Origin of the sequence: Clostridium bowmanii (assembly GCF_018861315.1) — a bacterium.
Classification (GTDB): Bacteria; Bacillota; Clostridia; order Clostridiales; family Clostridiaceae; genus Clostridium_AD; species Clostridium_AD bowmanii.
In genome coordinates, this window is the sequence record NZ_JAHLDL010000008.1 from 15,847 (window position 1) to 31,331 (window position 15,485).

8 protein-coding genes and 1 other annotated feature are annotated in these 15,485 nt (G+C 32.2%); of the genes, 3 read left to right on the plus strand and 5 right to left on the minus strand.

Annotated elements, in window-relative coordinates:
• The first annotated feature begins 24 nt into the window (after positions 1-24).
• Positions 25-1,122 carry a GerAB/ArcD/ProY family transporter gene (locus KPL51_RS07070; RefSeq protein WP_216158892.1) on the plus strand — a complete coding sequence of 366 codons (1,098 nt, stop codon included), beginning with the start codon at positions 25-27 and terminating at the stop codon, positions 1,120-1,122.
• Positions 1,123-1,187: 65 nt separating this feature from the next.
• Here KPL51_RS07070 and KPL51_RS07075 read toward each other — a convergent pair whose 3' ends face one another.
• Positions 1,188-1,730, minus strand: a complete 543-nt coding sequence (locus tag KPL51_RS07075; protein ID WP_216158894.1) for an ECF transporter S component — start codon at positions 1,728-1,730, stop codon at positions 1,188-1,190.
• A 275-nt stretch (positions 1,731-2,005) separates the two neighbouring features.
• Here KPL51_RS07075 and KPL51_RS07080 point away from each other — a divergent pair, with 275 nt between their 5' ends.
• Positions 2,006-2,188 carry a hypothetical protein gene (locus KPL51_RS07080; RefSeq protein ID WP_216158896.1) on the plus strand — a complete coding sequence of 61 codons (183 nt, stop codon included), beginning with the start codon at positions 2,006-2,008 and terminating at the stop codon, positions 2,186-2,188.
• A gap of 73 nt (positions 2,189-2,261) precedes the next feature.
• On the opposite strand, the gene KPL51_RS07085 is transcribed toward KPL51_RS07080, so the two are convergent.
• The 3 genes from KPL51_RS07085 to KPL51_RS07095 form a co-directional block, all read right to left on the minus strand.
• Positions 2,262-3,857, minus strand: a complete 1,596-nt coding sequence (locus KPL51_RS07085; RefSeq protein WP_216158898.1) for a peptide chain release factor 3 — start codon at positions 3,855-3,857, stop codon at positions 2,262-2,264.
• 624 nt (positions 3,858-4,481) lie between these two features.
• Positions 4,482-5,480, minus strand: a complete 999-nt coding sequence (trpS, locus tag KPL51_RS07090; RefSeq protein ID WP_216158900.1) for a tryptophan--tRNA ligase — start codon at positions 5,478-5,480, stop codon at positions 4,482-4,484.
• A 51-nt stretch (positions 5,481-5,531) separates the two neighbouring features.
• Positions 5,532-5,769 (minus strand) — a binding site (T-box leader).
• Between the two features lie 75 nt (positions 5,770-5,844).
• Complete coding sequence (locus tag KPL51_RS07095; RefSeq protein ID WP_216158902.1) at positions 5,845-6,219, minus strand: desulfoferrodoxin; 375 nt, start codon at positions 6,217-6,219, stop codon at positions 5,845-5,847.
• A 263-nt stretch (positions 6,220-6,482) separates the two neighbouring features.
• Here KPL51_RS07095 and KPL51_RS07100 point away from each other — a divergent pair, with 263 nt between their 5' ends.
• A complete protein-coding gene (locus tag KPL51_RS07100; protein ID WP_216158904.1) occupies positions 6,483-6,692 on the plus strand; it encodes a hypothetical protein in 210 nt (69 codons plus the stop codon).
• 45 nt (positions 6,693-6,737) lie between these two features.
• Here the strand turns inward: KPL51_RS07100 and KPL51_RS07105 are convergent, their stop codons facing one another.
• Entirely contained in the window at positions 6,738-15,365 is an 8,628-nt protein-coding gene (locus tag KPL51_RS07105) for a glycoside hydrolase family 94 protein (RefSeq protein WP_216158906.1), read from the minus strand.
• Positions 15,366-15,485 lie beyond the last annotated feature (120 nt).

The window sequence follows — 15,485 nt, forward strand, 5'->3', positions numbered from 1 at the left end:
ACATGAATAATAACAGGAGGAAAAATGGATAAGCTAAATACAAAACACTTAATGTTCATAATTTGGGGAACTTCCATTGTAGCAATGAAAACTTACCCCAATATATTCATCACACATGGAGGTAGAGATTCCTGGATTTCAGTTATTATTGCCTCCCTTATTTTATTTTTATTTTTTGTTTATATACTTTTCGTTTGTAAAAAAAACAATTGCTATAATATGGATGAAATATATCATAAAGCCTTAGGCAAACCCATAGGAGATATTTTTTTAATTTTATTTATCATAACCTTAATTGTAAGCCTTATAGAAAGTTCTTCAGTAGAAGCAAATGCCCTGCATCTAAATATGCTTTCGGATACTCCACCTTGGTTTTTTCTTTTGTTTATATTGATACCTGCAATTTATATTACAAAAAAAGGAACTAGAGCAATAATAATAGTTACTATTATAGGAATAAGCCTTATTATGGTGGCAGGTGTAAACCTAGCAATTCTTACAGCTAAGTATAAAAAGCTTAGTTACCTACTTCCTATAATGGCTGATGGAGTCACCCCCTCTTTTATAATATCCATAATAAAAGCACTGGGGTGCTATGGTGGCATAGGCATTTGTATTCCATTTTTATCTAGAGTGGCTAATAAGTCTAAAATCACAAAACATTGCATTATTGCATTATTAATCGTAATACAAATGGAGATTTTTGCAAACATCGGTATTTTAACTACCTTCAGCATAACTAGAGCAGTGAGCATTAACTATCCCAAACTCATACAAACTCAATTAGTTAGTTATTTCAATTTTTTAGAGGGTGGAGAATTTTTTGTAATGCTTCAAATGGTAGGCGGGTGGTTTATAAAATATGTATTAGCGCTATATGCTATACTAATTCTATTAAAAAAGCTATCTTTCTTTAATAAATACTGGATATACATTATAACTTTATTGGTATTCATAATTTCTTATTTCATTTCCGCTAAAGTATTACTTTTATATAAATTTTTAAATCTCTATGCCTATTTCAACCTAATAAATTTCATACTAATACCAACAATAATTTTTAGTATATTTCATTTTAAAATCAAAAAAATTAACAAACGTAATTACGGTACTAAACTATAAAAAAGGAGCTATCTGGATATAGAAATCACTTTCTATATCCAGATAGCTCCTTTTAGTTTATTATGTTATCTATTGATTTTTGTTTTTAAAGCTGTTATTAAAGGTAGTGCTAAAATAATACCACCCACTACTTGAAGAATATTAGTAGGTATATCCTTTAGAGAAATAATTAATGCTTGAGTAAGTGCAAAATCTTTAGAAATAAATGTTAGTATAACAGCTCCGCCTATATAATATGCAACAATCATCCAAATCCCTGCCATAGCGAAGGCAAAAATATTATTGAAAGAATTATTCCCCTCATAATTTTTTCTATAAGCAATACTTCCAGCAATATACCCCATCACACCTTTAATAACAAAAGTAAATGGTGCCCACATGGTATATCCAGTCATTAAATCAAATAAACACATACCAACAGCAGATGATATGGCTGATTTTTTTCTTCCAAATAATATAGCCGATAAAAAAATCATACTGTCTCCCAAATGAAGTACTCCCATAAAAGTGGGTATATGTATAACGGAAGTAGCTATAAATGTAATAGCTGCCATTAAACTAATTTGTACTATATCGATGGTTTTTATTGATGATACTCTATTTTCCATACTTTTCCCCCTATAATTAATCTTAATTTCTCCCACAACGTTGTTATAATATCATTATATACATCAATAATCACTTTTTCAAATGTATGCATACACTTTTTATAATATTTTACCATATATATTTTGCATATACATAGCTAAAATAATACATACTATATTTAGTATTAATATAGTTTTAGCTGCCAATGTAGCTTTGTATAATAAAGTAGCTGATATACTACAACGAATTTTAAAATTTCTATTAAACTTATATTTTGATAGATGGAGGTAGAAATATGCCTTTTTTACGTTGGTTAGGTGGCTTTGTAGTATTATTTGGATTGATGGTCATTCTTTTGATCATAGGTGGAAATCTAATTAATATTATATTAATAGTTGCTGCAATTGTGTTTGTAATCGATGCGCTATCTAGCAGGAAAAAAGCATGTACAAAATTAAGTAAAAGAAAAATCTCTTGAAATTATTTCAAGAGATTTTCTTTTACTTAAGAATAAGACATCTTTTAAAAACAAAAGATGTCTTATCCCATTATTAATCGTTACTTTTACTTACGTCAGATAAAATCAAGCCCTTATTATGATCTAGTGCCCAACTAATACCCCACTCGTTTTGGAATACTAATAAGTCTCTGTCCTTTAAGTCTTTAACAATTCTGGTGTCACTAGTCAAATTAAGTTTTTCTTTATCGATATTACTATTTTCAATCCATCTTATATGCGTAAATGCTAGTCTTTCCATTTTAATATCTACATTATATTCATTTTTAAGTCTAAATTCTAATACTTCGAACTGTAACACACCTACAACTCCAACTATTATTTGTTCAATTCCTATATGAAGTTCTTTAAATACTTGGATTGCACCTTCTTGTGCTATCTGTGTTACACCCTTTATAAATTGCTTTCTCTTCATTGTATCAATAGTTCTAACCCTTGCAAAGTGCTCTGGAGCAAAAGTTGGTATTCCTTCAAATTCAAATTTATTTGAAGAGGAACATATGGTATCTCCTATGCTAAATATACCTGGATCAAAAACTCCGATAATATCTCCTGCATAAGCCTCATCCACTATTTCTCTCTCTTGTGCTAAGAATTGCTGAGGTTGCGCTAATTTTATTTTATTACCACCTTGTACATGATAAACATCCATGCCCTTTTCAAACTGCCCAGAACAAATTCTCATAAAAGCCATTCTATCTCTATGAGCTTTGTTCATATTAGCTTGAATTTTAAATACAAAGGCAGAAAAATCTTTGCTATAAACATCGATCTTACCTATACTTGAATTTCTTGGTAATGGTGGTGAAGTTAATTGTAAAAAGCTTTCCAAAAATGGTTCAACTCCAAAATTAGTTGATGCACTTCCAAAGAATACTGGGGTAAGCTCTCCAGTAGCTACTTTTGCTAAATCAAAATCATCCCCCGCTACATCTAGAAGTTCCATATCTTCCATAAGCTTTTGATAAAATTCCTCACCAATAAGTTCAATTGCCTTTTCATCGTTAACATCAATTTTTGTTTCTTTAGCTTCTATTTGACCATGCTTTCCATCATCAAAAACAATAATTTCCTTTGTCTGTCTATCATAAACACCTTTAAAATCTACCCCACAACCTATAGGCCAATTCATTGGATAAGATTTAATTCCAAACTCATTTTCTATTTCTTCCATAAGTTCAAATATATCTCTAGTTTCTCTATCCATCTTATTAATAAAGGTAAAAATAGGTATCTCTCTAATACTACATACATGGAATAGCTTTCTCGTTTGTGCCTCTACTCCTTTTGCACCATCAATAATCATTACTGCACTATCTGCAGCCATAAGAGTTCTATAAGTATCTTCACTAAAATCTTGATGACCTGGTGTATCAAGTATATTTATACAAAAATTATTATAATTAAATTGCATAACTGAAGACGTAACAGAAATACCCCTTTGTTTTTCTATCTCCATCCAGTCAGAAACTGCATGTTTAGAAGCTTTTCTAGCTTTGACCGAACCTGCAAGCCTTATTGCGCCTCCATATAATAATAACTTTTCTGTAAGTGTAGTTTTACCCGCATCGGGATGGGAAATTATTGCAAATGTTCTTCTCTTTTTAATCTCTTTTATGTAATCCAGCAAGGTTATCTCTCTCCTTTTTTAAGTATTTTAATATGTACTATAAATATATATTCCTACAACCACTCTCTGTACTTCTAGTGGTTCTAAAATTTTTCTCTTCTAAATTCTCTACCTATTTATTTTAGCTTTTATGAGCATTTCTGTCAACTAAGGTTGTCCTGTATACCTTGAATATTCAGTATTTTTTCCAATTAGCAGACTTTTACAAAATAACTTAGTTCATGTAATGAAATTCTTTTGTAAGTAACTTAGGGAACATAACAATTATTAATTGCTATGTTCCCTAATGAATGCCCGTAGGGCTATTACATACATTAGCTAGTTATATTTCTACTGTAAACCTCTTTCCTCCTGCGCCGTAGGGGACAACGTATCGCAGTATGCAATTTCTCCGGAGTGACTTGCAACAAGAAACGATACAACTATTAAATTCGATTTTTAAAATTCTTCTTTTGCTTATATTAAATCCTCGTAATGCCGCCAGGACGGCGGCATAGCGAACCCGAGCCAGGACGGCGAGTGTAAGCGCTAGAGGATTTTATATAATCAAAAGATTAGAATTTGTAAATCGAATTTCTAGTTTGGAGTTCGTTTGCAAGGCCCGCAGGAAATTTCATACTTTCTCTACCTAGGTATAAATCCTATCTTCTTTTGCATTTTTCGAAGCGTTTTATTAGCAACATAATTAGCCTTTTCAGAACCTTTTTTATAAATTCCTTCTAAATAAGCTTTATTAGCTGTATATTCCACAATCTTCTTTTGTATTGGTTCAAGCTCCGCTACTATTGCTTCTGCTACATCTTTTTTAAATTGAGAATATCCTAGCCCTTTATATTTCTCTTCAATTTCTTCTATAGAAATACCAGTTATAGTGGTTAGAATAGTCATTAAGTTCTTAACACCTAATTGCTGCTCATTATAAGCAACTACCCCTAAGCTATCTGTAACTGCCCTATTTACTTTCTTTCTTATAACCTCAGGTGGATCCATTATTAAAATAAAACCATTAACATTTTCTCCCGATTTAGACATTTTTTTATTTGGTTCTTGTAAGTCCATTATCTTAGCCCCTAGTTTAGCTATATAAGGCTCAGGTATTACAAAGGTGTCACTATATAATCTATTGAATCTTTCCCCTATATCCCTAGCGATTTCTAAATGTTGCTGCTGATCTTTTCCTACAGGTACTAAATCAGTTTGATATAATAAAATATCGGCTGCCATTAGCACTGGATAGTTAAATAAGCCCGCGGATATATTTCCTCCACTATTCTTAGATTTTTCTTTATATTGAGTCATTCGACTTAATTCTCCCATGTAAGTAGAGCAAGTTAAAAGCCAAGCAGCTTCACTATGAGCTGGAACATGTGATTGAATAAACATTGTGTTTTTCTCAGGGTCAATGCCTGAAGCTAAATAAATAGCTAACATTTCTAAGGTTCTTCTCCTTAAATCCTTTGGTTCCTGCTTTACTGTAATGGCATGCAAATCCACAACACAAAAATAGCATTCATATTCTTCTTGTAATTTGACCCAATTTTTTATTGCCCCTAAATAATTTCCTAGTGTTAGGTCACCAGAAGGTTGGATTCCACTAAATATTACTTTTTTATTGCCTTCCAAAATAATCATCTCCTACATAAAATAAATAAAAAAAAAGCCCTATGGATAAATCCATAGGGCGTAATTACACGGTACCACCTAATACTTAGAAGCTATATTAAAGCTTCCACTCAAACAGATACACTAACGATATCCTACCTTTATAACGTAAGGCTTACGTCAAGGACTACTTACTTCATCCCGAGTCTTAGAGACCCATTCAATTTAAACATAATTATCGTAATCCCACCATCTACGACTCTCTAAAAATTTGTTTTCAAATTTACTTACTTCCCATCAACGACTTTAACATTATTAATAAATTAAAATGTATTGTGATAATTATATGCTTATTGACTTAAACTGTCAATAATAGTTTTTGATTTTATGCCTTCCAAAGACCATGTAAATTACAATATTCGCGTACGAATAAAATTTCTTCATCTAGTTTAAATTCTGCTACTGGTTTTTCACCTGGTTTTAAATATTTTCTGTACACTTTATTTTCTGTATGTACTTCAATAAATTCAATATGATGATCTTCTGTCATTGGATGTTCAACTGCTCCAACAGTAACTTTAATTCCACCTTCTATTTTTTCAACTACTGGAACATGTTTTTCAACTGCTGCATCTTGAGTATTTTCTACTTTAAGTGTCATTGGTTTTCCACAACAAACTAAAGTTCCTCCAGAATTATGAACCACTTCAACTATATTACCACATATTTCACATTTGTAAATTTGTCTTAATTCAGTCATTTTTATTCCTCCTTAAAATTTAGAAATTTATGAAACTAATTGTTCTATTTAATTTGTAATAGTTATTTATTGATAACTACTATAACTATATATATTCTACATCTTTTTAAATTTTCCTCTATTAAATTGTGAACTTTTAGTTACTATATATTCTTAAGTGATCTACCTATTATATTCATAATACCTTTTAACTAATATTACCTTCATTTTTTTCTCTATTCTGTGGAACACTAAATAATATAAAAATAAAGGGAGGCAAAAATATGATTAAACCTATAACAAACCATTATGCACCTCACCAAAGAGATTTTTATGATGTAGAACCAAGTGACATAAGATCTTATTCCGAAAATGATTCTACCATGCTTCCAGATCCAGTAACTGACCCTATAGTTGCTATGAATATATCTAATATGGAATTTGATTATACTTATTATGGTGGAGAAGAACTTTATGATGATATAGATGACTAATTTTTGAAAAAGCAGATGACTTCTTTTTAGAAGTCATCTGCTTTTTTAAATTATAACCTCTACTTTATGCACTCCATCAATAAATGGTACCAGCGCATCACTACATAGCTGACCATCAAGCCAAATTCCTTTTTCTCCCTTACGTTTAACCTGGATCACATACTCAAAATTATCTTTTTTATAAATAATTTCATAGTCTGACCAATCCTCTGGCACACAGGGTTCAATAGTAAAGCCTTTTCCCTCCTTTAGTTTAAACCCTAAAATAGCTTCTATTCCTGTTGTATACATCCATCCTGAGGTTCCAGTATACCAACTCCACCCACCTCTTCCTACATGTGGCTCTTTTCCATAAACATCAGCAGTCATTACATAGGGCTCTGTTTTATATCTCTCACAGTCAAGCAAAGTTTTTGTATGATTAATAGGATTTATCATGTTGTACAACTTGGTAGCCTTATTACCTTTGCCAAGTTTAGCAAAGGCGAGAATAACCCAAGTTGCAGCATGTGTATATTGACCTCCATTTTCTCTAACTCCAGGTACATATCCTTTTATATAACCTGGTTCCAACGTAGATTTGTTAAAAGGTGGAGTTAAAAGTAAGATCATTCCATCATCTTCTTTTATTAAATACTTTTCTAAGGACTTCATAGCCTCTGCTGCTCTTTCACTATTTGCAGCTCCTGATATAACTGCCCAAGATTGAGCTAAAGAATCTATCTTACATTCTTCATTTTTAGATGTTCCCAGGGCTGTACCATCATCAAAGTATGCTCTCCTATACCAATTACCATCCCATGCATTTTCCTCTAGATTAACCCTTATATACTCTTGCATCTCAGCATATTTTTCTAGTCTAACCTCATCCTTTTTATATGTGCACGCTTTCGTGAAATTCTCTAGTATATTATATAAGAACCATCCAAGCCATACACTTTCACCTTTTCCCTTGTTACCCACGGTACTCATTCCATCATTCCAATCTCCACTTCCCATTAATGGAATGTTATGAGGACCAAATTTAAGGGCTTTATCTATGGCTTTTATACAGTGTTCATATATACTTCCTGTAAAATCTGACCTGGCGGATATGCTGTACCTTTCATCTTCCCCTTCGGCCAGAGGTGCATCTATTAAATATTGTGCCCCAACATCTAGAATAGCAAAATCTCCTGTGTTTTTTATATAATCCATAGTGACAAAGGGTAGCCATAATAAATCATCAGAAAACCTAGTTCTTATTCCGCTGTCTACAATTGGATGCCACCAATGCTGAACGTCGCCTTCCACAAATTGTCTTGAAGCACTATATAGAATTTGTTTTTTAGTCATTCCCGGTTCTAAATAGTTTAAAGGCATAACATCTTGAAGCTGATCTCTAAACCCATAAGCTCCACCCGATTGATAAAATGCAGTCCTTGCCCATAACCTACACACTACAGTTTGATACATTAACCATCCATTAAGCATTAAGTCCATGCTCTTATCTGGAGTCTTAACCTGTACTGTATGAAGTAACTTATTCCAGTAATTTTTAACTACTTCCAATTCCCTATCAACTCTTTCAAAATTTTCAAATTCGACCACAGCATTATTAATGCTATCTAAATCTTCATTTTCACCTAGCATCGCTACAAGTTCTATCTCCATATTAGGTTCTAAGTGAATTTTTGTTGTAACTACTAGGCAGGGATCTAGACCAGCTCCTACATTATTTGACATTCTTGTTCTCTTTAGTGCATGTGGAGACTCTACACTTCCTCCTCTACCTAAAAACTCACCTTTATCACCAGTAAAGCACTGATCTACTCCCCCAAATAATTTTAAGAAAGCATTTAATTTACCAAAGTTCTGACTGTAACTATTTGTAGCATATATATATTTTTTTTCTTCATTCAAATAAGTAACAACGTGCTCAGCAGTATGCTGAGGCACAACACCCATTACAAGCTCTGCATAGTAGGTTACACTTATATCTCGAGCAATCTCACAATTATTAACAAGTTTTATTTTGCATAGCTTAAGGTTATGCTTCATTGGAACAAACATAGTTATTTCACCCATAATTCCAAAAGCCTCATGTTTGAAATTTGAATATCCAAATCCATGCTGGATCAAATACTCTCCACCATCCCTTATAGGCTTAGGTGTAATACTCCACACATTACCAAAGGTATCGTCTCTTAAATATATAGCTTCTGAAGGCTCATCACTCACCCAATCATTGGACCAAGTAGTAATTTTATTTTCACGACTATTGAGATGCCAAGTATATGCCGCTCCACATTCGGACACATGGAATCCAAAATCACCATTTGAAATCACATTTATCCAAGGTGCTGGGGTATTATTAAAATTTTTAAGTAAAATAGTATAGTTTTCATTTTCTACATCAAATCCTCCTAAGTCATTAAAATATTCTAATGGCTTCATATCAAACTTATGAGGTTTATAGGTTAATGTATTTTCTACAGTCTTAAGTAATGGCTGTTCTTCTGTTTCGCCCTCATTCTTATTTTTAGATATTAATAGGTCTTTAGAGGCATCTATGACTATTCTAGCTATAGCTATCAACAAATCTATATCTTCCTCCGCCATAGTAGCCATATTGAAAATAAAGAGTCCTCCTGGTTTATTCTCTTTATCCCTTAAGTGACTACTGCCTACTAAATCTTTAATGTCAGTTTGTAGCGGTTGATCATATGCAATCTTTTGAAGATTTATTATTACCAAATCACACTTCAGTCCTTTTAAACCTAAGTACTCATGTGCATTTAAAAGTTGGCGAACTCGCTCTCTATCTTTGCTCTCACGAACTATGAGTAGCATTATAGGTAAATCTCCTGAAATACCATATTGCCAAAGAGTAGATTGCCCCTTCTTTACCTTTTTTATATATTCTTCTCTATCTTTAAAAGTAGAATTTAAAAACAAAATTTTAGAAGCCATTACTTGGTATAAATTTGCTTGGGTAGATTTTATGCCTAAATATTTCATTTCCACCTGAGTATGGCTCCAAGCCAGTTCAAACATTCTATTCACATTGTGAAGTTCACTATATTTCTTAGCTAAAATAATTACTTCTGCTCTACTACTCGCTATTGAAGTAGTGAAGGCTATAATGCATGTTCCACCAGGTTTTATCTTAACTCTTCTTCTTATGCTTATTATAGGATCCAGAACTGCTCCCACAGTATTAGATAAAATCGAGTCTTGCTTCATACTTGCAGGGTGTGTTACATTTTCACCACGCCCTATAAAATTAGCTCTACTGGTCTCATATTGAACAGTTCCTATTGTAGTTCCCTCAGTTGCAACAGTTTGCATAAGCCAAAGTTGTATGTCACCCTTACTTCTAACTCTTCTTGTTGCCAATATACAGGTAGGATTATCAATATACTCTGTTTTTACAAATAGGTTTCCAAAAGCTGGATGAACTATATCTGCATCATAATGAGCTAAAGTTACTTCTAAATAACTAGTTATTTCTATACTTTTGCTCATCGTTCCATGATTTGTAATAGTTACTCTTCTTACCTCTGAATCATCCTCTGTAGACACGGTGACTTCTGTATGAGTAGTAATATTATTATCACCCCTTGTAAATTCAGCTTTATCTAAGGAGAAGGTAACTTCATAGCTATCTCCCTCACTCTTACAAGGTTCATAAGCCGCGCTAAAGTACTCATTTTCATGCACATCTTTGATATATATGAACATACCTGTATTGTCTTTAGTAACATCTTCTTTCCATCTGTAAATCATAGTTCTATCTCTTAACGCATACCCAGCTCCACTATTAGAAATCATTAACGAATAACTTCCATTTGAAATTAAATGTGTTTCTGGTGACTCTGTAATTGCTGAAGTATATTTTCTAACTATAATCTTTTGTTTTCCCATGCTAGTGTCTGATGCATTAAATTTATGTTCTCTATCATACACTATTCTTTTAGAAACTTTTTCTTGAAGCAATAATTCTGTGGCTTTTACCTTTGGCAGATTATGAAATCTCTTTTGAAGAATATTATTTAGTAACACATTGTCTAAAGCCATTAAGCTCATTCCTTCATGATGAATCATAAAACACTTAATAATAGCCTTAGATTCGTCACTCGGCATTCTGTTTTTTGTGTAATCTACAGCTTCATAAAACCCATAAATTCCTTCTAAGCCTTCCTCAGCAAGTTTTTGAAGATTATCATAAGCCCCTCTAAAATCCGTTTGAAGTGCCATAACAGTAGCATATGGGGAGACAACTAGTTCATTGGCTAGACCTCTCTTTAATCCTACTCCAGCTATCCCAAATGCCTTATATTGATAATTTAAGTTTATATCGAAATTATAAAATGCTGATTCAGATATTCCAAAAGGAACCCCTCTCTCGCTGCAATATCTTATTTGTGCCTGCGTTACAGCTTTATAAGTTTCATCTAGCATTGTGCCTGGGTAATTTTTCATTATAAGTAAAGGCATAAGATATTCAAACATGGTTCCGCTCCAAGAAACTAATCCCTTACCTTTTCCCATAAGAGTCATTGATCTACCAAGCTTAAACCAATGCTTTTTAGGAACATCCCCCTTTGCTATAGCAACAAAGCTAGCCTGCCTTGACTCAGAAGCTAATAAATCATAATAACTCTTACCTAGATTATCATTCTCAACATCATATCCAATACTAAATAATCCTCTTTCTTCATCGTATAGCATTTTAAAGTCCGTAGCTTCTGCCATAGAATTTAATCTTTCTTTTAAATTCTCTATTCTATTAATAATCATTTGAGATTTTTCTTTTGTATTTTCTAACAAGATTTTCAATTCTTCTAAAGACTCATCATCTTTTAAATTATTATTTAGCATTCTTAATATATTAGTTATTTTTTCTGGAATACCATTTAAAGCTGTTTTTTCTAATAGTTCTCTTAAGGAATTAGCAATATCTAAACTAGATTTTTCTTGAAGTACGAACTCAGACCAAGGAAAAAGCTCATTTATTTCCTCTAAATATCCATCCACATCATTTTTAAGTTTTTTATTCCAATATAAATCCACTTTCGTTCCAATTTTTTGTACTTCAATTATTTTATTTGCTAAATCTATAAGCAAAGCTTTCCAATAACTAAAACCTACTTTATCTTTATCAATGTCCGCTATTAACCCATGGTATATTTCACTCACTCCTGTGACTACTTCTATTTCTTTACTAGCTAGCCTCATTGTATCTTGCAAACCCTTAGCTTGCTTAAGGTTAAATACTGGTTGACTCAAATACTCCTCTAACGACTCTGCAGCTAACCACAGATAACCAACTAAATTCCCACTATCAACCGTGGAAACATATCTAGGGTAAAGTGGAGTCTTGCTTTTAGTATCATACCAATTATAAAAATGTCCTTTGTAAGTTGCCATATTTTCTAATGAAGTCATTATATTACTTAATCTACTTACGGTATCTACGATTCCTATATATCCTAAATCATAGGCGACTAAATTTGAAGTCAAATCCATACCCATATCCGTTGGTGAAGTTCTATGCGCTATACCATTAGGTGGATCTTCTTGATAATTATCTGGTCCAAGCCAATTATCTTCATCATTTATAAAATCCTCAAAATAGGCCCAAGTTTTCCTACCTATTTTCCTTAAAAAAACCTCCTCTTCTTCCTTAATTTCATAAGTTTCTAAGCCTCTATCATGGCTTATAATATAAGCAACTAGAGGGCTTAGAAACCAAAGAGTACAAGATGGTATACTAATAAATCCAATACTCATGCTTCTATTAAATGCTAAGAATAAAATAAAAAGTGAAATGGCACTACCCATCCACATAGAAGCTATAAAATCCTTAAGTTCTTTCCCTAATTTAATTTCCACATCTGCTGCTGTCTGCCACTCTAACATATTTTTCTTGCTTACTAACAATCTATATAAAGTTCTAATAATGGCATCTAGCATCAAGTATGCTTGATAAGGAATGAAACAAAAAATCAAAAATACCTGTTCAATGGCCATTTTACTATTTTGAATTTTACCTGATAAACTTATACCTTTAGTTGGTGACACTACAGCCTCAGTAACATCAAAAAGTATAGGTGCGAGTAGTGAAACAAAGGCTGTAATAAACCATTTGTCAGTCCCATCAGGCAATATTCCACCTAAAGTAACTATAAGCAAAATTGTAATTGATGGTGCTAATAAACTTCGCCTTAGGTTATCTACTATTTTCCATTTAGATATTTTGTTTAAAGGTGAAGATTTTTTAAGCCATGGTATTAATTGCCAATCACCTCTGGTCCATCTGTGTAATCTCATTGAACTGGAGTTGTAATAAGCTGGGTATCCATCTATAAACTCCACATCCGTAACTAAAGCGGTCCTAACATAGGCCCCCTCCAACAAATCGTGGCTTAACACAGTATTTTCAGGTATTTCATCCTTTAACATATAGTTAAAAACATCTACATCATAAATTCCTTTTCCAGTAAAAATACCTTCTCCAAATAAATCTTGATAAACATCAGAAACTGCAGTAGTGTAGATATCTATGCCTGTTTCCCCAGAAAATATTTTTGAAAACAATGTTTTGTTTGCGCTAAGAATAGATACTCCTATCCTTGGTTGCATTAACCCATAACCTCTATTTACTATGTTTTTGCTATAATTTATAATAGCATTATTTAGTGGATGTGCCATGGCACCTATTAGATTCTTAGCGGAATCTCTTGGAAGTACTGTATCTGCGTCTAATGTAATTACATATTTAACCTTTCTAAGCTTCTCCCCATCGCTACTTATTACGTTATAACTAGTATCTTCTTTTCCTCTTAAAAACTCATTAAACTCCATGAGCTTTCCACGCTTTCGCTCCTTGCCAATCCATTTTCCTTCTTTTTTATTATGCTTTCTAACCCTATTAAAAAAGAAAAATATTTTCTTCCCATCCTTGCAATACTTTTTATTTAGTGAATCTATGGCTATAAGCCCTGCATTCACTATTGCTTTATCCTCTTTCTCGTTTTCTCTGTCGCTATCCTTAAAATCTCCAAGCAGTGCAAAATATAAATTATTTTGATGGTTAGCTAAATAATGTATTTCTAAATCATGTATTAATTCTTTAACCCTAGAAGGATTATTTAGTAATGTTGGAATTACAACAACTGTACTATATTTCTCAGGAATCACCTCTCCAAAATCCATTTTTGGAATAAAAGATGGACTGCTGAGAACATTTATACTCCAGTTAAAAATTGAAATTGCTATTTCACTACAGGGCACTAATATTAAAATTGTAGCCACAGCATATCTCCATATCTCTATGCCCTTATCATTTGATAGACTAAGCGCAATAAATATACATATTATTAGTATTGAAAATGTAATGATAGTTCCTATATAAAGACTTTCTCGATGCTTCTTTATACTATTTCTAAGCCTTTGTATGCCACTATTCTTATATCCTATTTTTTCTTTTAATTCATGGAGTCCTTCATCTATCAAATAATATCCAACATGTTGTTTATAAATATTAGTTTCCGAGGCCTCACTTTCATTGCAACATTCAATAACTTTTTTTGCTATATAGGATTCTGGGAGTTTTGTATGTTTATATAATTTTTCTATTTCATGTCTATACTTATCTCTTGACTTAAAATCCATTTCTCCGTAAATGCAAGATGGATCTTCTCTCAAAATATTCTCTACAGAACTTAGTTTTTCAAAATAATTTTTCCAATTTAAACCTTCAATCACTCTTATGCTATTTATAGAATTCCCCATAGATATTTGGAAATTAGCTTCTATTTGATGTTCTAATGATATGATTTTTTCCGAACTTGTTTCCTGTGCTCCGAGTTTTTCATCAATAAAATCATAGACTTCTTTAGAGTCAATACCATTATCCCTGAGTAGTTTTAATAATTTTTCTGTAAAATGGGAATTAAATGTAATGTCTTGGCTATTCAATAGTGATAGCTCGGAAGCAATTCTACCTTCATTAAAAGCATCAATTATATGCTCTCCAACTAATTCTGCTTGTTTTTTATCCTGCTCTGCTTTAACAATTTTCTCAGTTATCTTACTAATATTTTGAATTAGTGCAATTCTAAGCATTATAGGAATAGCCCATAGCTCCCCACTATTAAGTAGAGCATTCTTTTGGTATGATTTAATAAAGTTCGCAATAATATTTTCATCCATCCTACCATCTGTATGGGACACTATTTCAATGGCAATATGATAAACCCTTGGGTACCCCTTCATAACTCCTTTAGATATAACTGGCAGATCATTATAATATGTTTGCGGCATATTGTATTTTATACTTTTGTATTCCTTTTCTACCAAGTACACATTATCCAAAAGCCATTCCGCAGCAGGTAGTACTTCTCTTTTGTTTTTTCCAGCTTTATCTATATTGTCATAGCCTTTTAAAATTTTTTCATAACTTATATCTAAATTACTAATAAGCTTTTTCTTACAATTAGTATTCACAATATCAGAGTAATGACGTGCTATTTCAGAGGCATGTTTTTCTAAATCCTCCCTATTTACATTTATGGTTGGAATATCTTTTAGCATATTCTCTTCTTTATAATAATTTAGATTTTTTCTTACCACTATGTAAATTAAAACACTTATTACGATTATTACCCCTAAGATAACATATGGCACTATAACCACCCTTTCAACACTTTTTGTTAGTATTAATTATGAGTTTTAGCATTGTGGCGCATTTAAACAACTATAGAATCATTCTCCTATTCTATTTTGTGTCATGTGCCTAACTCAGAT